This is a genomic window from Clostridium beijerinckii (assembly GCF_008705175.1).
GTDB classification, from domain to species: Bacteria; Bacillota; Clostridia; order Clostridiales; family Clostridiaceae; genus Clostridium; species Clostridium beijerinckii.
Window position 1 is genome coordinate 4955333 of the sequence record NZ_CP043998.1, and the last position, 25681, is coordinate 4981013.

Here is a 25681-nt window from a genome sequence, read left to right on the forward strand (position 1 = left end):
TTTAAAATGTCATCTTTATTTATTATATTTTTATAATAATATCTCCTCATAAAAAAAGATATAATATTATAATAATTTTTTCATATTAAAAAGAAGGTTGATCAAATTCTTATTACTCTCAATATTTATTGATATAATTAGAATTTGCTCAACCTTCTACTAACAATTTTTCATATGCTCTTTTAATATGGGTAAATACCTTGATTCTTAGTTACAGTTTTTACATAAATGTTTATAATAGAAAATAATTTACCAGGTGACACCTAAATAATTGTTCACCATATACCTCACTAGTTAAATTTCAACATCTTTTTTTCTACCAGTTTTACTAGTTGTGCAAGTGGCAAACTTAATATTAAATAAAATCCTGCTAAAATCGTATATGATTCGATAGTTAAAAATGACTGAGATGCATAACTTTGCGTACGTAATAATAGTTCACTAACCGAGACATATGCAAGAAGTGATGTATCTTTTAACATCATTACAAGGTAATTTCCAAAGACAGGTATTACATTGCGAAGTGCCTGCGGTATTATTATTCTAAACATAGTTTGATTATTTGTAAGTCCTAATGCTAATGCTGCTTCTGTTTGTCCTCCATCTATTGATAATATTGATGAACGAATAACCTCTGATATGTAGCATCCATAGTTAATTCCAAGGCCTATTGTTCCCGCAACCAGTGAACTTATTTTAAATTGATACCCTGGATTCCAGACTTGTACAATAATAGATACTAAAAGTGGTACTACATAATACATATATACTAATTGAACTAATAAAGGAGTTCCCCTTATAAATTCTAAAAATACTAATAAAAATCCTCTTAAAATTTTTATTTTACTAATACGTCCAATTGCAATAAATAATCCTAAGATTATTGCTAAAAAAAATCCAAACACTGTCGCTTGTACTACAACCCAAAGACCTGCCTTTAATGAAGGCACCAAGAACTTGAAAGCTGTACTAAAATCTAGATTAGATAAAATATCCATATTCATTTCCTCCCCTTCTAAAAAAGAATCCGTCTGGATTCTTTTTTAGTTTATATTGTTACTTGTCAGAAGCTTTACCATCTTCTACTGATACAAAATAATCTTCATTCATTCCATACTTCTTAAGAAGTTTTAATATTGTTCCATCTTTCTTCATTTCATCAATCTGTTCGTTAACTGCATCTGCTAAAGCTTTATCATTTTTTCTAACTGCTGCTGCTATCATTCCAGATGTTTCAGCTTTATATGGAGATAATATCTTTAAATTAAGACTGCTATCTTGTGATAGTGTGTATCCGGCAACCATTCCGTCAGTTATACATGCATCTACCTTACCAGTATTTACTGCTAACATTAATTCAGATTGACTTCCAAATACTTTAACATCTTTCACTGATCCATCTTGTTGCCACTTTTGAGCTGTTTCAAGAAACGCTGTACCTTTTTGCCCTCCCAATGTTGCATTCTTTAAATCGTCTTTACTTGCAATTTTTGAATCTTTAGGAATTACTATTGCTTCGCCTTCCTTATACCATATGTTTGTAAATAATGCTAATTTCTTACGCTCGTCTTTAACATACATTCCATCTGTTACCATATCTACTGTATTATTATTTAACTCAACCAACAGGTTTTCAAACGGTATTTGCTTCATTTCAACTTTATTAATTCCCAATCTTTTTGCAACTTCTGTTATGATTTCTGCATCAATTCCAGTAAATTCATTTGTTTTAGCATCCATAAATGCAAATGGTGCATCATTTGATGAAGCAACTGTTAATACCCCTTTTTCTTTTGCAGCTGCTAATGTATCCTTTGATTTATCATTACCTGCTGATGTTGATGTAGTACTAGAACTTCCCGAGCCACATCCTGTCATAAATCCAATACAACTCATTATAACCATTGTTACAACTAATAATTTTCTCCCTAGTTTTTTCATAATTAATTTCCCCTTTTCGTAATTATTTTTAATGTTGAATCTTTTTATTATCTATAGTAATTTCAAATTTAACATGTGAATTTAGTTTAAAACTCTAGATAAAAACTCCTTTGTTCTTGGATTTTTTGGATTTGCAAAAATCTCTTTTGGTTTCCCCTCTTCAACTATATAACCCTTGTCCATAAAAATTACTCTATCAGATACATCTCTAGCAAATCCCATTTCATGAGTAACAACTACCATAGTCATACCATCCTTAGCTAATTGCTTCATAACATCTAACACATCACCAACCAATTCTGGATCTAACGCTGATGTAGGTTCATCAAATAAGAGCATCCTTGGTTCCATTGCTAGCGCTCTTGCTATTGCAACTCTTTGCTGTTGCCCACCAGATAGAGTCCTAGGATATACATCTGCTTTGTCTTTTAAACCAACCTTTTTAAGAAGTTCTAGAGCTATTTCCTCAGCCTCTTTTCTATTTTTCTTTTTTGTAAGCACAGGTGCCAAAATAACATTTTCTATCACTGTGTGTAGCGGAAATAAATTATATTTTTGAAATACCATTCCTACTTCTTCCCTAAGAGAACGGCTATCGACATTCTTACCCAGTATATTTTTACCATCATAGAACATTTCCCCACCTGTTGGAACTTCAAATAAATTTAAACACCTTAAAAATGTGCTTTTACCAGATCCTGATGGTCCTATTATGCAAACTACTTCCCCTTCTTTTATATCTACACTTATATTTTTTAAAACCTCTAACTCTCCATATTTCTTTGATAATTCATTAACCTTATACATATTCTCAACTCCACTTCATCTAAAGTAATAAGAAAAAGGCGCACCGTTTTTTTCTTACAGTGCGCCTTCGCATTTAATATTAAATTATTACATTGTTTTGCGTTAGGATAATATTATCATGGTAGTTACCCTATTTCTATAACCATAAATAACAATTTTTTTGTGCAGTATGCACACTATTTGATTCAACACTAAGTTTATTAAATAATGCCTGAATCTATCAATCCAACTACAATTTGTATGCAATATCTAACTTCCTTGTTAAATATTTTAACTTATGATTACTCTTTTATTATCTCTTTGTATAGTTCAGGTCTTCTATCTTGAAATAAAGTGTAGTATTCTGATCTAAGCTTTCTAGGCAATTCTAAATCTATTTCCCCAGATACTATTCCCTCTATCTCATCATTTAACTCTTTTAATGGTCTTCCAACAGGATCTACTATTTTACTATGGCCAAAAAAGCCCAATTCTTTATCTTGTCCAATTCTATTAGCTGCTACTAAATATATGCAATTATCAAATGCTCGTGCTCTTGTTACTAGATCCCAATCATCAGAATATGGCTTTTCCCAATTAGTATTAACCACAAGAAGCTCAGCCCCTTTCAAGCAATACGTCCTTGCAACTTCAGGAAATGCAGTATCCCAGCAAATCATTACTCCAATTTTTCCAAAAGAGGTATTAAAAATTGGGAACTCACAGCCTGCTTTAAAATATCTTTTTTCTGTATCAAATAGATGTACTTTTCTATATACTCCTGCCACTCTCCCGCTACTATCTATACACACAGATGAATTGTAGAGAACATCTGTTAGATTACCATCTTTTTCTGGAAATCCATAAACTATATTAGTATTAAATTTTTTTGCAAGTTCACTTATGACTTTTATACTATTACTACTTTCCACTACTTCAGCTAGTTCTTTAAATTTATTACCACATTCATATCCAGATGTTATTAACTCAGGAAATACTATTAAGTCAGTTTCACTATCTTTCTCCATAATCTCGTTTATGAATGTAACCATCTTTTCTAAATTATACTTTACATTATTTAGTTTTGGCTCCATTTGAACGCAAGTAACTTTTATTTTCATCTTTCCATCCCCTTACTTCTAATACGTAACCCTCTCTCTTTTCATCTCTTTTAATCTTACTTTTTCCAAATATATTACTAATAGCAAAACCTATTACAATCCATGCCAATACTATATATGGAAACAGGTTATTAGGAAACTCTGGTATAGGGTAAACATTAGAATATAATACATATAACAAGGCTGCTATTGATGCTATTGGTATTATTAAATGAGTTTTTCCCCATACTTTGTTTCTTGTAAAGTAAACCATAGCTCCTATACTTGTAAATATATACGAAACAAGTATAGCTAATGATCCTATTGTTGCCAAATAACCAAACACTTCTATACCATCATGTTTAAATAATGCAATTTGAACTATATCTGATATTATTATTATTAATATCAATCCAAAATATGGTGTATTGTGTTTAGGATGTATTTTCATCATCGCTTTTGGCATTATTCCATCTCTACCTAATGCAAATAACATTCTTGAACCAGCACAGTAAGATCCAAGCGCACAAGAAAAGTTTGAACATGCAGCAACCAACATCAATATTGTACCAAATCCTGCTGTCATATATTTTGTTGATAAATCTGAAAGTGGAAGTGTTGAAGAAGATAACGCCTCAAGTCCTTTTGCATCAAGACCAAAACCTATAACTTGTGCATAACTACAAACTAAATAAAATAAACCTGATAAAAATACAGCACTTATTATTGCTATTGGAATGAATTTTTTAGGATTCTTTGTTTCTTCACCTAAACTTGAAGCACTTTCAAAACCTATAAAAGAAAGAAATGCAAATACTGAAGTTGAAGCTAAAGCTGATGTGCTAACCCCGTTACTCTTAAAAGGAATCAAGCTCAAACCATTTGTAGTACCAACTTTAATTAAAATTACAACTGAAAGTAGTAGTATAAGTAATATTGATATTCCTTCTATTACTAGAATAATTCTATTACATATCTTTGCATCAATGATTCCTAATGCAATCATTGCAATAGATGCTATTATTGAGATTGGCATCCAATTTACATGAAATCCAAATACAGATAAAAATCCAGAGAAGAAATTACCAAACCCTGCTGCAGTGCCTCCTGCTAATGCAATATAGGCAAGTAATAGTGCCCATCCAGATGTAAATCCCATTTTATTTCCTAGGGCTGTTTTAGTAAAAGCATAAAGTGAGCCTGATGCAGATATATAATGATTAAATTTTATAATCGAATATGATACAAGACCTACTACTATAGTTGAAATTAGAAATACAAGTGGTGCAGAAAACGAGCATGTCTGCGCCATTAGAGATATATTTAATGACATCGCTGCTGTTGGTGCTATAATAGCCACTGATAAAGCCACTGTTTCAATAATACTTAAATTATCCTTCTTTAAACCTGATTTTTCCATAATTATTCCTCCTAATAAATATTTTTTTAATCTTGATAACACAAAAGGCGCACTGATTTTTATTTCAGTGCGCCTTTGCATCTAATAAATTATTTTAAATTTCTATATTATAATGACTTGTAATATATATCCTTAATTTCTTCTAATGAAAATTCCTTAGGATGATTTGCTATGCTTGGTTTTGAAACCTTCATACAGTTTTCAGCCATCCATTCTACATCTTTTTCTGTAATCCCAAGCTCTCCTAAAGTAACTTTCAAATCAATTTTTTTCAGAAAGTTTCTTATAGCATCTGCACAATCTTTTGCATCAGTTCCTCCTAATAGTTTAGATATGTTACTGTACTTTTCTAAATTACTTTCCCACGATTTTTCAGCAATAATTGGTGTAAGGGCTGCCAATCCTTTGCCATGAACAATATCATGTAATCCGCTCGCTGGATGTTCAAGTCCATGAGGTGCAGTTACTCCTGCTATTCCTATCACCATTCCACCTAGTGTACTTGCTAAAGTTACACTATCCCATGCATCTAAATCACTTGGATCATTGTAGACTTTAATTAAATTCTCTGATAATAATTTTATTCCATAAAATGCTTTCATATCTGTTAATGGCTGTCCTATTTTTGATAAATACGCTTCCATATTATGCGCTAATGCATCAAATCCAACAGATGCAAGTATGCTCTTTGGCATTGTCACCATAAGTTCTGGGTCAATAATTGATGCTTTTGCAATAATTATATTTGTTCTAAGGGATTTCTTATCCTTAGTTTCAGGATTTGTAAGAACTGAAAAACAGTTTCCTTCACTTCCAGTCCCACATGTTGTCGGAACTAGAACTATAGGCAATGCTTCACTCCCTTGTTTAATACCAAATATATATTCTGATATATCTCCAGGATTTTTAGCTGAAAAGGCTATACTCTTGGCTGCATCCATAATGCTTCCACCACCAAGTCCTAAAACAACATCACATCCAGTTTCTTTTATAACATCTACACCTTCATATACAGTTGTAGTAAGTGGATTTTGTTCTACTTTATCAAAAATTTCATATTGAACTTTTGCTTCATTTAACAAATCTATGGTTTTATCAAGTAAACCACTTTTTTTTGTACTGTTTCTCCCAGTTACAATAAGCGCTTTCTTTCCATACTTAGCAACCTCAGTTCCTATTTCATTACTTCTCCCTCTTCCAAATAGAAGATTTATTGGTAAATTATAATTAAAATTCATTCTAACTCCCCCTAAGTAGTTTAATTGTTGATTCTAAACTACTAATAATTTCTCTCTAACTTAGCATTTTCTTATAATCTTAATCTTCAATAAAAGAATATAAAAAAATGCCTTTATTAATAATAAAGACACCTTTGTCAAAACTATAATACCATATTGGCAATATATATTCTATAATTTTATAGACAATAATTTAGTGCACATTGGACAATTAATAATTTTCTTGTTATTTCAGTGTTAATACTAAAATTTTCAGCTATAAGATAAATATTCATAAACAAATAAATATTGTAACTTTTGTTACATACTTATTATCATATAAAAACTATACTTTAGTTAATGAATTACAAATATTAATGAGGTGTTAATTATGAATATAGATAATTTGATGAGAGAACATAAAGGTATTTTTGAGGAAATAAATTATATAAATGAGTCAATTAATAATAAAAAATTCGAATCTGATCTTTTGGATATAACTACTCATATAAACAAACTTGCTGGAAAGTTGAAAATTCATCTAAGTTCAGAGGACAAATTTTTATACCCTAATCTACTTAATGGAGATGATAATAAACTTAAAAACCTAGCAAATTCATATATTAATGAAATGGGTGGAATTTCAGATACATTTACAAATTATAAAAATAAATTTAATACAAAGAGTAAAATAATATCTGAAGGCAATGAAGTTTTTACAAGCGAAACAAAAAAAATCTTAGTTGCTATAGAAAAGAGAATTAGTAAAGAAGAAAATGAGTTATATAAATTAATTAGATAGATTTATATAATACTTCACTTCTAATCACATATAGGGTTCCGCAATGAGAATCGAACTTATGTGAATCACCAACGAAATTGAATACATATTTGTTCCATAGGACTATTAAAATTTCGCTGAAAAGTTCTAAATGGCAGGTTGCACCCATTACTGCATGTTCCCACTTTCAGTGTGACAGGCAGTAAATGGAACAACCTCACCTTAAGAACCTAAGCAGCTTATTTTCAAATGCCTACTACACAAATATGTATCCAATTTCTATGTTTGTGATATCTCAAATTTTCAAGTTGGAACCCTATAGCCAAATAAGTGTTGAACTTATGCATATAGCTTATTGTTGGTTTATCTATACCAAATCTGTAATCTTATATACCGAAAATAAACTCAATTCACTTAAAACTAAGCGAATTGAGTTTATAAATGCTTTTCCTATATATTCTTATTTATCTTCAAATAATGCAGTTGATAAATAACGTTCTCCTGTATCTGGTAATAATGCCACCACTGTTTTTCCTGCATTCTCTGGACGTTTTGCTAATTCTGTTGCAGCAAATGCAGCAGCTCCTGATGAAATACCAACAAGTAAACCTTCTGTTTTAGATAATTCCCTAGCAGCAGAAAATGCTTCTTCTGTTGTTATTTTTATAATTTCATCATATATTTTTGTATTTAAAACGTCTGGTACAAATCCAGCACCAATTCCTTGTATTTTGTGAGGACCTGATTTACCTTCTGATAAAACTGGTGAATCCGCTGGTTCTACTGCAACAATTTTAATATCTGGATTTTTAGATTTTAAGTATTCTCCAACTCCTGTAACAGTTCCACCTGTACCAACACCTGCAACAAATATATCTACTTTTCCATCTGTGTCTTCCCATATTTCAGGACCAGTTGTATTTTTATGAACTTCCGGATTCGCTGGATTTACAAATTGTCCTGGTATAAATGAATTTGGAGTCTCATTTGCTAACTCACTTGCCTTAGCTATAGCTCCTTTCATTCCTTTTGCTCCTTCAGTTAGAACTATCTCAGCTCCATAAGCTTTTATAAGACTACGTCTTTCTACACTCATTGTTTCTGGCATAACAATTATAACCTTATACCCTTTTGCAGTACCTACAGATGCAATACCGATTCCTGTATTACCACTAGTTGGCTCAATTATTACTGATCCTGGTTTTAATAAACCTTTGTTTTCAGCATCTTCTATCATAGCCTTTGCAATTCTATCTTTAACGCTTCCTGCTGGATTAAAATACTCCAACTTAGCTAATATTGTTCCTTTTAAATCTTTTCCCTTACTATAATTTGCAACTTCTAATAATGGGGTTTTACCTACTAATTCTGCTAAATTCTTATATATCTTTGACATTCCAACCACTCCTTAAACTTTCTCATATAATTCTTATCAGTTTACTATGTTATAAGTATATTCTTCTGTTTTTATATAGTCAATACTTTTTTGTATTTTTTAAAAAGTTTTGCCTAAATTACATATATATGCAATTGATGATAAATATACATACTAATAATTATTTTAAAAAATAAAATAGTAAATTTTTATTTTTGATATATTATTACATTCTATTTTCTAACTATTTATAGTAATTTATTCACAATTCAATTATTACTAATTTTTAAAGAAGAAAGTTTAAGGTGACTTTAGATAAATTCTGTCTTGTGCTTCAAACTCTTTTTATATGTGTAGATTTCCTACAGAATAAAAAATAAGCAAATTCCTAGACTCAGGATATTTTGCTTATTTTTCTCTATATTGAAACACATCTTGATTCTGATATTTGTTTTAATAGATATTACTTTATGAATTTAATCACTCCATCTTTTCTTCCGTGTGCCTTCGGTGTATTAGCCGGATACCCTAAAGCTGCCATTCCCCAAACAATATGATTTTCAGGTATTTCAAAGCTATTTAATACTTCTCTTACTTCTTTTTCATCACAAATATTCTTTAATTGATTAACCCAACATGAACCTATTCCTAGTGAATTTGCCATTAAGAATATATTTTCTAATGCACAAGAACAATCCGCAAGTCCATTTGTATTATCTCTATCATTAGACAACATAATTAAAGTTGGAGGCGCATAAAAGTTATATCCAGCATCCCTTTTCAAAGCTTCTCTAACTACTTTTGCAAGCTTCTCCATCTTTTCTTTGCTTTGAACAACTGTGAACTGCCAACTTTGTTTGTTCATTCCGCTTGGTGCATTTACACCTGCCTGTAAAATTAAATCTAATTCTTCATCTTTTAATTGTTCTTCCTTAAAAGCTCTCACACTTCTTCTTGTTAATATGTTTTGTAATACTTCATTCATGATAACATCTCCTTTTACGCAAAAATGTTTATACGTTATTTTTCCATTTAATTTAAAGATAATTAATTATAGTTTTATATTTAAATTATACCACTATATTAATTTTATAACTAATTGCACTAAGCAGTTTTTAATTAACATCAGCTTTTCTATTCATTAGGTAGTTTAATATAATCAATGCTACTTTTTCTATATTGCACAGGTGTAATATTAAACTGTTTCTTAAAATGTTTATAAAAAGTAGGAGTATCCTTAAATCCACAAGAATAAGAAATTTCTGTTATATTCATTTTCGTGGTTTCAAGTAAATTCACAGCAGTATTTAACCGAAAAGAAATAAGATATTTCTGAGGTGAAATTTTATATTCCTCCATAAATATTTTATATAAATATGTTCTATCAATTCCAACATATTTAGCTATGTCGCTAACTTTGATATCATAGCCAAAGTTATTATAAATATAATCGCGGGCCTTATCAGCATATGACTCACAAGTGTTTTTTTCTTTTATATTTACCTGATCATACATGCTCGAAAAACACATATACAACTGACCAATGAGAGCATACTCATTGTGACTATCTTCTTCATAATTATGTATTAGTAAAAGTAGTCTTTCTTTGAAAACCCCATTACTGTTATCCTTGAAAATTAAATTATTTTTCGATAATCCACAATTTTTTAGAATAGTGCTAGCATCATTCCCATCAAAACTTACCCAACAGTACTCCCAAGGCTCTTCTTTATCTGCTTTATAATAGGTAGATTCACCCGGACAAATTAAGAAAGCCTCTCCACCTTGTAATTCATAGCATTTGTTATTTACATAATATTTCCCTTTTCCATTTAAAATATAATGCAAAAGATAGTGATGGCGAATGGCAGGCCCAAAAGAATGGGATGGCGCACAGACCTCATGACCTCCATAGTATATTGTTAAAGTACTGATTGATTTATATTTTGAAGTAAATTCTAACTTTGCTTCCATTAATTAATCCTCCTCTATGGTACTTACATATAGATAAACCAACTAAGACCTAGACTTATGCATATATCTCGCCGAAATGAGAATTATGCTGTTGTTCCAGTTTCTAAGGAAATTATGATGGATGATTCTAAGCTCACAAGTTGCACCAAGATGCTAGCCTCAAAGGCAAGCTTTGAACTAGCATACTTGGAACAACTTTTAATCTAAGAATCAAAGCCATCAAATTCCTAATGAAACATTTCACAAAAGCATAATTCTTATTTCTAGTTGGGACATATTTCATAGTATAAATCTAACTTAAAGTTGGGTTATCTATACTTTATGAATATATCTATCCAGCTTTAAAACTAAATTTATATAATAAATTACCAAAATAATAAATCCACTTTTAATTTTTATTAATAAAAGTATACAAACATTCAACATAACCACAATTTTTAGAAACATAAAACATAGAAAGCATACATTTACAATTATATAATTTATTTATAGTTATATCAAAATTACTCAAGGAGGATGATTATATGAAAATTACATTTATGGGAGCTGGAAGTACTGTATTTGCAAGAAATGTCTTAGGTGATTGTATGTGCACAGAATCACTACAAGATAGTGAAATTGCACTTTATGATATTGATGAGGAAAGATTAAAGGAAAGTGAAATAATCCTAAATGCAATCAACAAAAATATAAATAATGGCAAGGCTAATATAAAATGTTTTCTAGGCGTTGAAAATAGAAAGCTAGCACTTAAAGATGCAACTTTTGTGGTTAATGCTATTCAGGTTGGAGGATATGATCCTTGCACAATCACAGATTTCGAAATTCCTAAGAAATATGGTTTAAAACAAACTATTGCAGATACAATGGGAATCGGTGGAATTATGAGAGCTCTAAGAACAATTCCTGTAATGGCTGATTTCGCAAAAGATATGGAAGAAGTATGCCCTGATGCATATTTCTTAAACTATACTAATCCAATGGCTATGCTTACAGGTTTTATGCAACGTTTCACTAAAGTAAAAACAATCGGACTCTGTCATAGTGTACAAGTATGTTCAGAACATTTGTTAAAAGATTTAGGCATGGAAGATAAACTAGAAGGTAGAAAAGAGCTAATTGCTGGTATTAATCATATGGGTTGGTTATTAGAAATATATGATAAAGCAGGCAATGATTTATATCCTGAGATTAGAAAAAGAGCTGAGCTAAAAAATTCTGGTGAAGAAAAACATAAAGACATGGTTCGTTATGAATACATCAAACACCTTGGATACTACTGCACTGAGTCAAGCGAACATAATGCAGAATATAATCCTTTTTTCATTAAATCAAAATATCCAGAGCTAATTGATAAATTTAATATACCCCTAGATGAATATCCAAGAAGATGTATTGAACAAATTGAGGGTTGGCAAAAAGAGAAAAATGAAATATTACGTGATGGTAAAGTTACACATAAACGCTCAAAAGAATATGCATCTTATATTATGGAAGCAATTGTGACTAATACCCCTTATAAAATTGGTGGTAATGTACTAAATACTGGGCTCATTGATAATTTGCCAACTGATGCCTGCGTAGAAGTTCCTTGTATGGTCGACGCTATGGGAATTCATCCAACTCATGTAGGAAAACTTCCAACTCAACTTGCTGCTATGAATATGAATAATATAAATGCTCAGCTATTGACAATTGAAGCAGCAGTTACAAAAGATAGACGTAAAATCTATCAAGCTGCCATGATGGATCCACATACAGCTGCTGAATTATCTATTGATGACATTATAAAAATGTGTGATGAAATGATCCAAGCTCACGGAGATTATATGAAGGACTTTAACTAAATCAAATTGTTCACTTCCTTTATATAGTTTGTGGCACCTCTCATGATAAGAGCTGCCACTATAATATTTCCTAATGGAATTTATTATAATTCTTCTGACAATTTCCCTAATAAACTTGCAGTAGAATTTAGATTTTCAATTGATTCTGTTATTTTTTCTAATGCTGTTAATTGTTTATCTGATACAGTATCAACATCTGATACTTTTTCATTTATCTTTTTTATTGCATCTGATATATCTTTTATAACTGTTTCTATTGATCCTATAGATTTATGAGACTCATTAGATAATTTTCTAATTTCCTTTGCAACAACATTAAACCCTTTCCCATGTTCTCCTGCTCTTGCCGCCTCAATAGCTGCATTTAATCCCAGAAGATTTGTTTGAGACGATATACCTTTTATAAATCCAACTATCTCATCAGTATTAGCTGCCATTTCATTGGCAACATTTGTTTTAACCAGTATTTCTGAATTCATACTTGCTAATTCCTGAAAACTAGCTGAAATATCATTTATTCCAGTTGATATTTGAGAAACCGATTGAATTAAACTTTCTGTAATATCCATTACTGAATTTTTCTTAGTTAAGCTCTTTCCTATTGCAATTGAACCTATAATACCAGTATCATCTTTAATTGGAACCATATATGATTTAAAAGCCACCCCTAAGAACTCTTTTGGAATCATTTCAATCACTGGTTTTCCTTTATTCATAGCATTTTTCACGAAATCTCCAGCAACATCTCCTTCTTTTATTTTAAAATCTATTTCCTTACTTCCTTTGTAATATAATACTTTTTCTCTATCCGTTAACATAATTTCTATGTCATTATCAAAGAAAGTCTCTATATATTTAATAGAATTATAAATACTATTCAATTCATCATTTCCAAAATTACCTTTTAACATTTTTTAACTCCACCCTTACTACTTATAAGCTATTACTATATTTTCGATTAAAATATTAAATGCTATTATAATTATATTTGATTTCTTGTTAAAGTTAAATATTAAATGCATAACTTGATCAAATAAGCTAATTGATTTTGCAATATAAATTAAATGACTGATAAATATAGGATTTATGTAGTAATATATTATTAGAGGTGATGAACATGAAGGTTGCGATATTTAATGGAACTGTTGCTACAACAAATGGTGTTTATAAGATAAGTGATATAGATGTGGAATCTGCAAAAAAGCTTTTATATAAGGACGGATTCATATCTGCAATAGGACACGAATCAACAGCAGAGGCTATCTCTGATACACTTAATATGGATATCAAAATGAATCGTGTGAATTTTAAACAAGAAGTTGGGCAAAAAGCTATAGTTTTTAAATTAAATGTGAGACCTCCAGAGGGATCAGTCTTATCAAGAGATGAAATAGAAAAAATAGGCTACTCATTTAAATTAATGGAGAGATTAGAATGAATATAAAATTTTTAACTTAGAATTGTATTTGAACTTATTGAACGTACAGATACTCTTACTCTGAAAAGATAAATGGTATCGCAAAAGATTCTAAAAAGCAGTTCTTTCCAATTTAGCTTGTTAAAATAAAATTAAGTATGATGAATTGGATGATACCTGCTTTTTAGTGTTTTCAATTATATTCCAGTAGTCCTATGGAATATTACATCTATTAAATATAAAACCCACACTGCATTTCAGTATATAAACTTAAATCTACGCCCTGTTATTTATCTATATAACATACTTAATTTCTTTATTTTCAAATAAGTCCTCTATTTCTTTTATAAAGAATTGTTTCATTTCATCTATATTTTCTTTTGGATAAACATACTTTCCATATCCAAATTGACCATATTTGAATTTACGCTCTTCATCACTCATTGGTAATTCACTTTCTGGAAAAACCTGAAGTATTATATTTTTTGCTGTTGATGTATAACGATGAGATATTATTTCAAAGGTCACTGGAGTTTTTAAATCCCTTGGCAGATTTTTACTTAAGCTTAGCAATAAATCATGATATTCTTCTTTCCAATTTGGATAAATGAACACAGGTGCAACTAAAAAACCAATTGGATATCCTGCTTTAGCCGCCTTTATACTAGCTTCTATCCTTAAGTCACGTGAAGCTGTTGCATGCTCATACTTATTAATAACTGATGATGTATTAATGCTAAATCTCATTTCAGTATGACCATTATGTTCTAAATCCAATAGTGAATCTATATCATTATACTTTGTTACAAACCTGAATCTAGCATTTTCATGCTTACCAAAAAATACTATAGCCTTTTCAAGTGAATGAGTATAAGGTTCCACGGGAATTGGATCTGATGTAGCTGCACCTTCAAATATGGTTATTTCGGGCAACCTTTCATCTATATACTTCTGAGCCTGACTTAAAATCTCATCAATATTTACATGTACCTTTACAAAAGGCTTGTCACCGAGTTTTGTGTTTAAATAACAATATTCACATTGCCCCATACACCCTGATATTAGTGGTAATTGATAATGAGCCGAAGGCTTACAAGATTGAAATTTCAGACTCTTCTTTGTTCCAACCACTAAAGTCTTCTTTCCTTCCCTATACTGAGCATAAAAATCTTCTCCAGGAATATGCTGTTTCAATTTATTTGAAGTAATATTGATAATTTCAACATCCTTTTTATCTTTAAACTTGTTTAAAATATTTTTAGCTGCCTCATAATCTAATGAATCTTTTTCAAATATAACTCTTTTAGGTATAAACATATTTTTTCAAAAAACCAGCATATATACGCTGGTTCTTTTTCTCCTCTCTTTATATTTATATTGTGTGTTTGTTTATATAAAGCTAGTATTTGCTAAAAATTATATTATATATACCTAAATTTACTTTTAATTACTTCATATTCTTTTGTGTTTTATAATTGTTTATTCTATCCTTAAGCTCGTTTACATTGGGTTTCCTATCTATTGATATTTCTTCCTTATTATCCAATTTATAAATAACAGGAACTGGCTCCCCTTCTTTTAAGAACTCTAATTCTGCATAACGAATAACTGTTGTTACTTCCCCTAAAAATTCACTTCCATTCTGCTCTAAAACATCAAGTTCCAATTTAACTTCTTCCAATTTTCTTGAATACTTCTTCCCTGTTTCTGTTATCTTTCTAATAAGTCCCACACTTTTAACCCCATTAGTTAGAGCTTTCTTATATTTTACTTCCCGTGAAATCATTGTTACAATTATTATGGCTAAAGGAATAAGTAATGCCAATGTTGGAATCATTAATGGCAATCCAGCACTAATCCCTCTCTCATTTGTTTTAGTTAAAAAATTCTGCATAATAATAAATAAGCTAAACCCAGTAGCTGCTATAATTAAAATTGCTGATAGATAATTTTTATCTTGTTTCATATTTATTCTCCCTTTTTTATATTTTAATGTAAAATTTTAATTCTATAGATAGATAATATATAATTTAGACTTCTGTTGAAACATACCGAAATTATAAATATTTTTCTTATTTTAAGAGTTTTAATTTTTTTATTCAAACAAAGAAATTTAATTCTGTTCCCATTGAGTATTCCTATCTAAATACGACTTCATAGTGACATTGTTAACGTTAAACATTTTGCTTTTATTACTCCTTTCTACAAAAATAATCTGTAGAATACCTATTTCAAATTCATTATAACATAAATAATAAACTTAATTAATAAATTAAATATGTAATTATACTGTATTTTTACCATTGGATACAATTAATCTAAAACTTTTGTATACATTTTCATTTTATAAAATCCTTTTACATAATAAACATTATTTGTAATAAAAGTTCTATACAAAGACCACCGTTCTAAAATAACTTAGGACAGTGGTCTTTAAAATTATATATAAACTTTACTTAAGAATATTTTATATTAATTAAAAGTTTAGTTACTGCTGAAATTTAACTGTATTTAACATATTTTCTTTAATCTATCCTTCATTATTTTCATCACTCTTTTCTCTTTATCTTTAAAGATAGATATGAAATTTTACCCCAATTCCATTTTATAATAGCATCCATATTAGTAAAAAACAACTTTAAATTACTTTAATTGGATGATATAATGTACTTTGTTAACTACTAAACTTAAAATGATAGGGGTAAAAAATAATGAAGAAAAAAAGAATAATTAGTTTTTTAGTATTGGTGGCGTTACTATTTAGTTTTTTATTTAGTGGATGCTTTGATAGTAATGCAGCAAAAAATTCAGCTGACATTTACTGTTCACTAATATTTAAATCTGATGCTAAAGATCTTCAAAAGATAGGGGTATCTGACTCTGAGAAAGACAATATAATAAAAGAATACGAAGATAAAATTAAGGATCAATTAAGAAAAAATGTTCTTTTGATGCAATATTCAGCTTCAGATGAACAATTAAATTCTATATGTGAAGCATATAAAGAAGCACTTTCAAAGATTACCTATGAAACAAAGCAAATTTCTAAATCTGGTGACGAAGCCGAAGTAGAAATTTCAACTACTAATTTTGATATAAAAAAAATCGATGAACAAGCAGCAATGGATGCTTTAGATGAAACGGATAAGATGGAATTTACAAGTAATGAAGAGGAAAATAAAAAATTTGGTGAAATATATTTAAGCAAGCTTACAGAAGGATTAAAAAATGCAGAAGTGAGCTCTGATAAATCTTCAAATACATTTAAATTTAAAAAAGTTAATAGATATTGGATTGCAAATGATCAAACTAATTTCGGGTACAAGTTAGTTGAATTAGCAGTAAATAAAGATAATCCTAATCTTAATATTGATGAAGAAAGTATCTCCCCAAAAGAAAGTGCTGAAGTTCTTTGGAACTTAGTAATTAAGGAAGATAGTAACGGCATGGAGAAACTTGGTTACAGCAAAGCTTTTGGCGAAAGAATAATTAAGAATATAAATAAAAATGATTTTAAAACTTTTAAGAAAGAATCTGGACAATCTGGTATTTCATTATCAGATGATCAACTTCAAGGAATGATAACTGCTCTAAGAAGTGCTATAAGTAAAAACTCAGTTAATTTTGAAGAAGTGTCTAAAACAGATAATTCTGCACAAGTTAAAGTATCATCAACATTTATAGATAGAGATCAAATCTCTAAAGATGCTGTAAATATTACTACATCTCAGGCACTATCAAATGGTATTAGAGATAAACAAAAACTTACAGAAGCTTATGTTGCAAACCTAATAGATTCAATTAATAAGGGCCAAATAAGCCCAACAACAACTGAAAATACATTCAGCTTCACTAAAGTCGGAAATATATGGTTGCCATCAGATACAACTAATTATACTGAAAGCATTTCTAAAATGGTTATAAAATAATAAAATTTATTGAGTGATCTATAACGATTTTTAAATATAAATAGCCCTATTCATTAGGGTTATTTATATTTTTTATATCCATTATTTTCATATAATAAAGGAACACATATTTTTTCAATTATAAATATATGTTCCTTTTATTTTTTAACTAATCAATACCATGATATATTTTACTCTTATTCTTACTACTATAATTATAAAATAAAGTTCTTTCTGCCATATATTTCTCATATAGAACTTAGATTTCTATATCTATTTGCTCACCATTTTTGATTTTAACTCTAACATCTAATATTCCTTTTCAATGCTTACTTCTTTGGAATCTCCATTCACATGAAATTCCGTTTTATATCCTTCAAAGCTTTCTAGCATATCAAATTTATGAATCATGTTATTTATTACTTTTATTGGCACGCTTCTAGCTCTAGTTCTATTCCTTGAAATAAGTTCGTTATATGGCACTTCAATATAAATAAATTTGACTCTAGCTCCATAGGATGAAAATAAATCACATAACTTCTTTCTAGTATCACTTACAATATTTGTTGCATCCCATACAAAGGGCTCCTTTAATCGCAGATAATCCTTTGCTCTATCTTTTGCAACCATAGCAATTTTACTTGAATTATCTCTCGGCGACACATTGAATTCTTCTCTTATATCATCTAAGGAAATCACATGCATATGGCTTAAATTTTCTTTTATATAAGTATCCTTACCTGCAAGTGGAAATCCAACCATTACTATAACTTCAAAGCTTGTAATATCAAATACTTCATCACCATACCAAATATTTTTACTATTAAAATATTTGAACCTCGTATATTCATTTCTAAATTCTTTTTTAGAATAAAAACACCCTATTTCAATGGAATATTCCCTAAAATACTCTATCTTATTTAAAAGCTCTTTTTTATCGCCACATTCTCTTCCTAACAGATCTGCCCTTGACAAAAGATATAATAAATTCATGTCCAAGCATTCACTTGCTTTAATTAAATTATACTCTAAATCTTCCTTCTCCATAAAGAGTAGTGGCAAGCCATGATATTTTATTAAGGCTGCAATTTGTTCTCTAGTTTGAAAATCAATTTCATATTTTTGAGCATATTCCATATAAACTAGTTCTCTAAACCTCTTTGCTCCTTTTATGGCATGCTTTGCAGATACTATTTCTCCATCTTCAATTTTGGTACAGCTTATTTTCCCTATATCATGGAACAAGGCAGCTAAATATAAAATCACCCTTTGCTTATTAGAAAGTTCCTTCCATTCATTTAACTTCAAAAGCTCATCACACACATTTTTAGTGTGAATATAAACATTCCCTTCACCATGATATTTGGGATTTTGAGGTATTTCAATAAGGTTATTTATAACTTGAAAGCTATCGGCTATACTCTGAAAATCAAATTGTTTATTAATCATATTTTCAAATAAATCACTCTTCACTTCTTACACCTCTTCTCCTAGAGAAAATAAATCTAACCCCTCTTTAAGCTTATTAGGAATGATAGGTCTATTAATCCAATGAGTTTCAGAGTCTAATATAGTATTTAAAAAAGAATTCCTTACATATTTAAATCTATCTATAACTTCATTTTCACTTTCAACCTTGATATATAATCCTTCCATTAAGTCTGAAGCATCTGTTTGCTTTTTTGCAATTTCATAAGACAAATTTAATTCCTCACATTGCTTTTTAAAAACTTCTTGGCAGTTTTCAGATTTAAAATTGGATCTACCTAAAAACGAAGTTAATTCTTTTAATTTGTTCAATTTTCCTTCATAGAGTACTAAAACTGAAGTAATAAATTTATGTCCTTGAAGCATTTCCTTTCTTCTTTTAGTACTTAAAAATTTATTTTCCAACTTATCGTAAATATCAAATTCCATAAAATAATGAGTGAGTTCATCATAGAAAACAGTGTGTTTTGCATATAGCCATTCCCCATACATTACATATCTATTTCCTAGTATGCTTTCAAGCTCATTTTTATTAGAATTAGCCCACATTTTAAATAGTGAAAACTGCTTTTCACCATATCCTCCATTTAAAAAATGACCTCTGCTCTGCAAAAGTAGATTTCCATTCTTATCAAAGCTGATTCCTGTATTTGCTCCATCAACTTTTTCTTCTACAACTATATATTTATCTTTAATAACTTCAAATTTAACACTTTTTAAATCCTCATCGCCAGCTTGAAGCCTTGACCCCTCAATGTGACGAGTTCTTGGATATTTAAACATTCCGTCCATATTATCTCTTCTTTCTTAGTTTATTTATCTAATATCTAGCCACTATAACACTCCCATCTTCTTTTACGTGGGAAATAACAGTGACTTAGCCCCCAGACATTGTGTCCCTTATGGTATAAGTTCAACTTATTATTTTCAATGAGAAATTTATATTGAACATCTACAATCACAAAATCTCCCCGTGCACCAATATTTTTACAAAATAAAAAGTGCTGCGAATTTAACTTTTCACAACACAAATAAACTAAAAAAGATATTGCTTTTTTAGAGAATTAAGCATTTAAAAGAAAGTAATAATAAAATATCCTATCTTATAATTGCCTTTGCTATGTTATTGAAAAGTATATTCTAATTTAGGCACATTCAAAAAATAACAAGTCTATTTGCTTGTTTATTTTCATGCGACTGAAATAAGAGCATCTTAAAAAGAAGTTTTCTATAATATGAAAACTTTTATTTATCATACTTTTAATAAAGCTCTTAATTTTATATCAAATATTATTGATATAATCGACTACCTAATAAAATTAGATATAATCTATTAGAATATACACATTACATAGTTCTCTTCCTCTCAAAATTACAATTTATATAAATATAACATTTTAATGTTTATATGTCAAATTAATCCATATTATAACTTGTTTTGGATTCTTTTATGATTTTGCAATATACTATCCTATTTTATGTAATAGGTTTTGGGGTGGTTTTATAAAGTTCTTTATTACATTAAGAACCGAAATTTCAATATAGTATACATTTCTCATATAGGTTAACAATTTTATAAAGTAATTTTTTCAAATTATAAAACCTTACTTTGCTTATTAATTTGGCAAAAATGAGATTTTATTTGCAGTGAAATTTTTCCGAATTTGATATACCTTTTAAATCTTAAAAGGCACCACTTATATAAATGACTCTATGATTTTGAAACTAAAGTTCTGCTCATACTATATTTTTTTACATAATAAAAGAGCATATATTTCTTCAACTTGAAATATACACTCTCTCATTTATTGCAAAAATTCATTTTAATAACTTATCACTATATTATTTTTATTAATTTAGTTCTTCCTTAATTTTTAAGACTTCGTCAACACTTAACCCTGTTCCCTTTGCAACCATATCAACATCCAGTCCCATAATTAAAAAATTTTTTGCATTTTTTATTGTTGCTTCCTTCAATCCTTCTTTTATGCCTTCTTCTCTAGCACTTTTAAGTCTTGTCATTTGATCATGAAGTTCTGCTTCTCTTGCTTCATATGCTGCTCTTGCATTATCATCTTTACTTATAACTTCAAGAATATTATATGCTTTTTTTATTTTTTCGTTTTTTTCTGCTAGCATTTCAAACGCCTCCTTATTTCTTGATTGTAAGAACATCATCCATTGAACTAATGGTTCAGATTCATCTTTTGGAATATTATTATCAAACAATTTGGGTAATTCTAAATAATGAATCTCTAATACATCTGTTAACTTTTTATTTGTTTCATCTTCTGTAATATGAAAACTTGTATGAAGTTTATTTATTTCTATACAATTAAAATCAACTATATTTATTGTTATACATTTTTTTAGTTTATCATATGTATCTCCTGATTTTATCTGACCATTATACATTTTACTCCAATAAAATAATGTTCTTTCAGCCATGTAATCGGTATATAAAACTTGGATTTCTATATCTATATGCTCACCGCTTTTAGTTTTTGCTCTAACATCTAAAATTCCTTTTCTATCTTCAGAAAATTCTCTTAATAGTTCTGTATTAATTAGTTCTATATCTTCTAATTCATCATGTGGCATCTTTAATATTGAATTTAATAATTCTATTAATAAATCCTTATTTTTCTCATCTCCAAATAATAATTTAAAAACAAAATCATTTTTAGGTGACATTATAAATCCATCATCTAAAACTTCTTTTCTTACCATCTTAATCACCACATCTTCCATTTATTTATACTTTTATTATATACCATAAAGTGCTTTTCTTAAACCAAAAACCAACTTATATTTAACTCATTAAAACTTTTGATTCTAAGTAAAAACCCTAACAACACAAGTGTTATAACCTGTGCTGTATCATATGTAGGATTAACTCTCAAATCTGTTAATTTATTTAGTTCACTTTCAATATAATAAACATTTTTCATATGTTTTACTAACTTAGCAAAGTAATTTTTTCTCAATTACAGAACCTCATTTCAGTTAATAGCTTAATAAAAATGAGGTTTCATTTATAGCGGAAATTCTCGGAATTTGATATACTTTTTAAATTGCTAATAATATCACTAATATCAACAGTTTTATGATTTAGAAGCTAAACTTCTTCTTCTGAATTTAAATCTCCATCTAAATTCGCAACATCAGCTGCAAAAACTTCATATACTCTAGTAAATCTAGAAACAACATTGTACTCTTAAAATCCCTATTATACTTTTGATGTTAATTTAATTATGATTTAGAAGATTAGATTTTGAATATCAGAATAAGTTAATGTATGATCATAAGTATCACTTAAATATCTTTAAAAGTTCTAAAGTTATTTCATTACAAAAATCGATAGAATCGAATAATGATCGATACTCATTATAAAATAAACCAATAATGACATCTGCTTTAGGTTTACAAACAATTCCTTTTACTTCTCCCTGTTTCCATGTTACTGGCATTTCCTGTCCTATTAACGAATTATTTAAATTAGTTATCGTATCTAAATCACCAAATAATTGCTTTGGTAGATCTTTTTCCTTTAAATTACTCATTTCCCCAAGAAACTTAATCCCATTATTATCTAGATAACTAATTATACAATAATCTATTCCTTTACTTACAATTAATTCTTGAATTTTTGATTCATACATATCCTTATCTCCTTAAATTTTTAATATTTGTTTCTATTTTGGGCCTGGATCATACCACTTTCAAGGTTCTTTTTCTATCAATCGTTCTCCTTTTGCTTTCCAGTGTTCTTTAATTTCTTTAATTCTGAGCTTATTACCATTAACCTCAGAATTAAATATTGATTGTTGGTGAACCACCAAGCAATCTAGCTTTTGCTATAATTATACATAAATTTACAAATATTTTCCATTAATCCTTGCTTGAAAACATTCAATATTCTAAAAATAGATAGACTTTCCCCTACCCCAAAAATTATTTCTCCATTATTATGTTTTTTTACTCTTTAAGCACTATTGAAAACCAACTCTGATTTATATTCAATCAGATACAATCCCTTTAGCAAAAGTCTTACAATTTCTCGTTGTGTTGAAAAATGCTTTCTCAACCGCCTAAATAGAAATAATTGCATTATGTTTGATGCAATAAATATCAAATAAAGTACAGCTTCAACTGCTTTACCTCCATGCACAAAGCAATGTTCTAAGCCACTTTCTTTTTTCAAATTATTAAAAATGAATTTTCAATATCCCAGCGTGCTCTTATTATTTTAAATAAAGTTTCAAATTCCATATCCATACAAGTCGTTATAATCATTATTTGTGACCTCTTTTTATTTTGATATTTCATTGCATATTTCATAAAACGCAATGGCTCTTTTACCTTGTCCATAATAAATACTAACTCATATACTTCAATTTTTTCAAAACCTCTTTCATTTGTCCAAACTTCAGCTTTCTCTGACTTATTTACTCTCTTTTTCACTTCTCTAATGCTTTTATTATTGTTATTCTTCGTTCTAACAATTGTATCAACACCATGCTGCCTACAATGATTAATCCAAACGGAATTACAGGCAAGAGCATCATAAACTACAACATCAATTAAACTTTTATGAACTCTTAATACATCTGTAAACAGCCTTTTTGCCACATTTTGTTCTCCTTCATCCTTTGATTCCGAATCTTGTCCTGGTCTATAATTTTCAAAATCAATAACAAGCTTTGGTCCTTCTCCAACTATTGACATGACGACTCCACTATGAAAACAATGAGATTTATTCCTTAAGCATTCTGGGCAGCTTTTCTTATTACTTCCGAAGAACTTTGTTCCATCTATAGCGGCCACTGTACATCCATCAATTGTTCCATTTTCAAAAACTTTATTCTCTACTGCCTTCTTTATTATATATTCATTTATTTCTTTTAAGCCTTTAATATCAATAATCTTTAAAGTATCTCTAATACTATCAACCAATGGCAGCCTTGTACCTCTTGGAAATAGTTTGCTGAATTCATTATTTTTAATCATCAAATTCAATTCATTAAAACTTTTGATTCTAAGTAAAAAACCTAACAGTACAAGTGTTACAGCCTTTGCTGTATCATATGTAGGATTAACTCTCCCATCTGTTAATTTATTTAATCCATTTTCAATATGATATACATTTTTCATGTATCTTATTAACTTAGCAAAGTAATTTTTCCTCAATTTATAAAACCTCATTTCGGTTATTAGTTTAACAAAAATGAGGTTTCCTTTTATAGTGAAAATTCTCCGAATTTGATACACTTTTTAAATTACTAAAAACACTAGTGATTTCAATGATTTTATGATTTAGAAGCTAAACTGCTGTCGAATTACTCAATCTCATCATTTCTTATTTAATTGTTTTGAAACCTTATACTCTACTAAGTAATAAGTTGAGCATGCTACAAGTATATAACATATGAGTAAACAAAAACAAATTATCGTAACAAGCATTGTAAATTGACCATATTTCTTTACAATTGGTTCAATGATAAAATATCCTATACCAAAAAATATCGGACCACCTATTAACACTGTTTTATTTTTATTCATTATTTCTTTTTTTATTTTCATTTCTGTTTTAGCTCTAATTATAACTATTCTTAGCGTGCTAAGAAAAATTAATATATATATAAATATAGTTAAATATACAAAATAAATATTTTTAAATTTTAAGAATACATAATAAGATGTGTAGGCCATTGATAAAAATGCTAGTGACATCATCCACAGACTAATTACTTTAAAGAAAATAAGTATCATCTTATTTTTTCTAGCCTTGAATGCTGTTATACATCCGCATAGAACAATAAAAGACATAATTACCAATACAAGTTTCCCTACCACATCATTATCCTTAACTATATTCATAATCCATACATATATCCAAATAATAACCGTTGCTATCGTGTATTGAGTAATCTCTTTTCCTATTTTTTTATTATTTAATGTTGCAATGTCCCTTTTCATTCTGCCAATCATATTAACCTCCATTTTGCCGCCACGCCTACTAATAATAAAATTATTAATTTTCTTGATTTCCATCCAGTCCTTTATACTACTATTATTTCCACAAATGTATAAACTCTTCAGCAAAACTCTGCATAAAAGGACATATCTTGCTGAATTCATTATCTTTAATCATAAAATTTAATTCATTGAAACTTTTTATCCTAAGCAAAAGACCTAAAAGCACAAGTGTTATAACCTGTGCTGTATCATATGTATGATTAACTCTCAAATCTGTTAATTTATTTAGTGCATTTTCAATATGATAAACATTTTTCATATATTTTACTAACTTAGCAAAGTAATTTTTTCTCAAATACAAAACCTCATTTCAGTTAATAGCTTAACAAAAATGAGGTCTCATTTATAGTGAAAATTCTCAGAATTTGATACACTTTTAAAATCACCC

24 protein-coding genes are annotated in these 25681 nt (G+C 28.9%); 4 read left to right on the top strand and 20 right to left on the bottom strand.

Annotated elements, in window-relative coordinates:
* Positions 1–290 precede the first annotated feature (290 nt).
* The 6 genes from F3K33_RS22240 to F3K33_RS22265 form a co-directional block, all read right to left on the bottom strand.
* Complete coding sequence (locus tag F3K33_RS22240) at positions 291–998, bottom strand: amino acid ABC transporter permease (protein ID WP_023973551.1); 708 nt, start codon at positions 996–998, stop codon at positions 291–293.
* 58 nt (positions 999–1056) lie between these two features.
* Positions 1057–1941 (bottom strand): substrate-binding periplasmic protein, encoded by an 885-nt coding sequence (locus F3K33_RS22245; protein WP_023973552.1) that lies wholly within the window; start codon positions 1939–1941, stop codon positions 1057–1059.
* A gap of 81 nt (positions 1942–2022) precedes the next feature.
* Positions 2023–2748 (bottom strand): amino acid ABC transporter ATP-binding protein, encoded by a 726-nt coding sequence (locus F3K33_RS22250; RefSeq protein ID WP_017212547.1) that lies wholly within the window; start codon positions 2746–2748, stop codon positions 2023–2025.
* 281 nt (positions 2749–3029) lie between these two features.
* Entirely contained in the window at positions 3030–3848 is an 819-nt protein-coding gene (locus F3K33_RS22255) for a carbon-nitrogen hydrolase family protein (RefSeq protein ID WP_023973553.1), read from the bottom strand.
* Positions 3802–5247, bottom strand: a complete 1446-nt coding sequence (locus F3K33_RS22260) for an APC family permease (protein ID WP_023973554.1) — start codon at positions 5245–5247, stop codon at positions 3802–3804. Before F3K33_RS22260 ends, F3K33_RS22255 begins: the two co-directional genes overlap by 47 nt.
* A gap of 107 nt (positions 5248–5354) precedes the next feature.
* Positions 5355–6485, bottom strand: a complete 1131-nt coding sequence (locus F3K33_RS22265) for an iron-containing alcohol dehydrogenase (protein ID WP_023973555.1) — start codon at positions 6483–6485, stop codon at positions 5355–5357.
* 370 nt (positions 6486–6855) lie between these two features.
* On the opposite strand from F3K33_RS22265, the gene F3K33_RS22270 reads away from it, so the two are divergent.
* Entirely contained in the window at positions 6856–7266 is a 411-nt protein-coding gene (locus tag F3K33_RS22270; protein ID WP_077856652.1) for a hemerythrin domain-containing protein, read from the top strand.
* Between the two features lie 439 nt (positions 7267–7705).
* Here the strand turns inward: F3K33_RS22270 and cysK are convergent, their stop codons facing one another.
* From cysK to F3K33_RS22285, 3 genes are all read right to left on the bottom strand, one after another.
* Complete coding sequence (cysK, locus tag F3K33_RS22275) at positions 7706–8641, bottom strand: cysteine synthase A (RefSeq protein ID WP_039770153.1); 936 nt, start codon at positions 8639–8641, stop codon at positions 7706–7708.
* Between the two features lie 442 nt (positions 8642–9083).
* A complete protein-coding gene (locus F3K33_RS22280; protein WP_023973557.1) occupies positions 9084–9605 on the bottom strand; it encodes a nitroreductase family protein in 522 nt (173 codons plus the stop codon).
* 149 nt (positions 9606–9754) lie between these two features.
* A complete protein-coding gene (locus tag F3K33_RS22285; RefSeq protein ID WP_039770151.1) occupies positions 9755–10594 on the bottom strand; it encodes an AraC family transcriptional regulator in 840 nt (279 codons plus the stop codon).
* A gap of 524 nt (positions 10595–11118) precedes the next feature.
* Here F3K33_RS22285 and melA point away from each other — a divergent pair.
* Complete coding sequence (melA, locus tag F3K33_RS22290) at positions 11119–12441, top strand: alpha-glucosidase/alpha-galactosidase (RefSeq protein ID WP_039770149.1); 1323 nt, start codon at positions 11119–11121, stop codon at positions 12439–12441.
* Between the two features lie 83 nt (positions 12442–12524).
* Here the strand turns inward: melA and F3K33_RS22295 are convergent, their stop codons facing one another.
* On the bottom strand, positions 12525–13352 hold the full coding sequence (locus F3K33_RS22295) for a methyl-accepting chemotaxis protein (RefSeq protein WP_039770147.1): 828 nt from the start codon (positions 13350–13352) through the stop codon (positions 12525–12527).
* Between the two features lie 206 nt (positions 13353–13558).
* Here F3K33_RS22295 and F3K33_RS22300 point away from each other — a divergent pair, with 206 nt between their 5' ends.
* Entirely contained in the window at positions 13559–13879 is a 321-nt protein-coding gene (locus tag F3K33_RS22300; protein WP_017212555.1) for a YddF family protein, read from the top strand.
* A 273-nt stretch (positions 13880–14152) separates the two neighbouring features.
* On the opposite strand, the gene splB is transcribed toward F3K33_RS22300, so the two are convergent.
* Together splB and F3K33_RS22310 are read right to left on the bottom strand one after the other, a co-directional pair.
* Complete coding sequence (gene splB, locus F3K33_RS22305; RefSeq protein WP_012060518.1) at positions 14153–15175, bottom strand: spore photoproduct lyase; 1023 nt, start codon at positions 15173–15175, stop codon at positions 14153–14155.
* 130 nt (positions 15176–15305) lie between these two features.
* The gene (locus F3K33_RS22310; protein WP_039770142.1) at positions 15306–15824 is read right to left on the bottom strand and encodes a hypothetical protein; all 519 of its coding nucleotides are present in this window, start codon (positions 15822–15824) and stop codon (positions 15306–15308) included.
* Between the two features lie 745 nt (positions 15825–16569).
* Between F3K33_RS22310 and F3K33_RS22315 the strand changes: the two genes are divergently transcribed.
* Complete coding sequence (locus F3K33_RS22315) at positions 16570–17787, top strand: DUF5105 domain-containing protein (protein WP_039770140.1); 1218 nt, start codon at positions 16570–16572, stop codon at positions 17785–17787.
* A gap of 288 nt (positions 17788–18075) precedes the next feature.
* Here the strand turns inward: F3K33_RS22315 and F3K33_RS22320 are convergent, their stop codons facing one another.
* The 8 genes from F3K33_RS22320 to F3K33_RS22355 all read right to left on the bottom strand — a co-directional run bounded on the left by F3K33_RS22320 (position 18076) and on the right by F3K33_RS22355 (position 25588).
* Positions 18076–19239, bottom strand: coding sequence for an AAA family ATPase (locus F3K33_RS22320; protein WP_051144785.1), 1164 nt, complete (start codon positions 19237–19239; stop codon positions 18076–18078).
* Positions 19240–19242: 3 nt separating this feature from the next.
* Complete coding sequence (locus tag F3K33_RS22325) at positions 19243–20046, bottom strand: RNA ligase family protein (RefSeq protein ID WP_039770138.1); 804 nt, start codon at positions 20044–20046, stop codon at positions 19243–19245.
* Between the two features lie 1059 nt (positions 20047–21105).
* Positions 21106–21984, bottom strand: a complete 879-nt coding sequence (locus tag F3K33_RS22330; protein WP_039770136.1) for an Rpn family recombination-promoting nuclease/putative transposase — start codon at positions 21982–21984, stop codon at positions 21106–21108.
* Positions 21985–22043: 59 nt separating this feature from the next.
* Complete coding sequence (locus F3K33_RS22335) at positions 22044–22241, bottom strand: hypothetical protein (protein WP_039770134.1); 198 nt, start codon at positions 22239–22241, stop codon at positions 22044–22046.
* A 324-nt stretch (positions 22242–22565) separates the two neighbouring features.
* Positions 22566–22916 carry a hypothetical protein gene (locus tag F3K33_RS22340; RefSeq protein WP_039770132.1) on the bottom strand — a complete coding sequence of 117 codons (351 nt, stop codon included), beginning with the start codon at positions 22914–22916 and terminating at the stop codon, positions 22566–22568.
* Positions 22917–23454: 538 nt separating this feature from the next.
* Positions 23455–24444 carry a transposase gene (locus F3K33_RS26900; RefSeq protein ID WP_069187755.1) on the bottom strand — a complete coding sequence of 330 codons (990 nt, stop codon included), beginning with the start codon at positions 24442–24444 and terminating at the stop codon, positions 23455–23457.
* Between the two features lie 162 nt (positions 24445–24606).
* Positions 24607–25245, bottom strand: a complete 639-nt coding sequence (locus F3K33_RS22350) for a hypothetical protein (protein ID WP_039770130.1) — start codon at positions 25243–25245, stop codon at positions 24607–24609.
* A gap of 82 nt (positions 25246–25327) precedes the next feature.
* A complete protein-coding gene (locus tag F3K33_RS22355) occupies positions 25328–25588 on the bottom strand; it encodes a hypothetical protein (RefSeq protein WP_039770128.1) in 261 nt (86 codons plus the stop codon).
* Positions 25589–25681 lie beyond the last annotated feature (93 nt).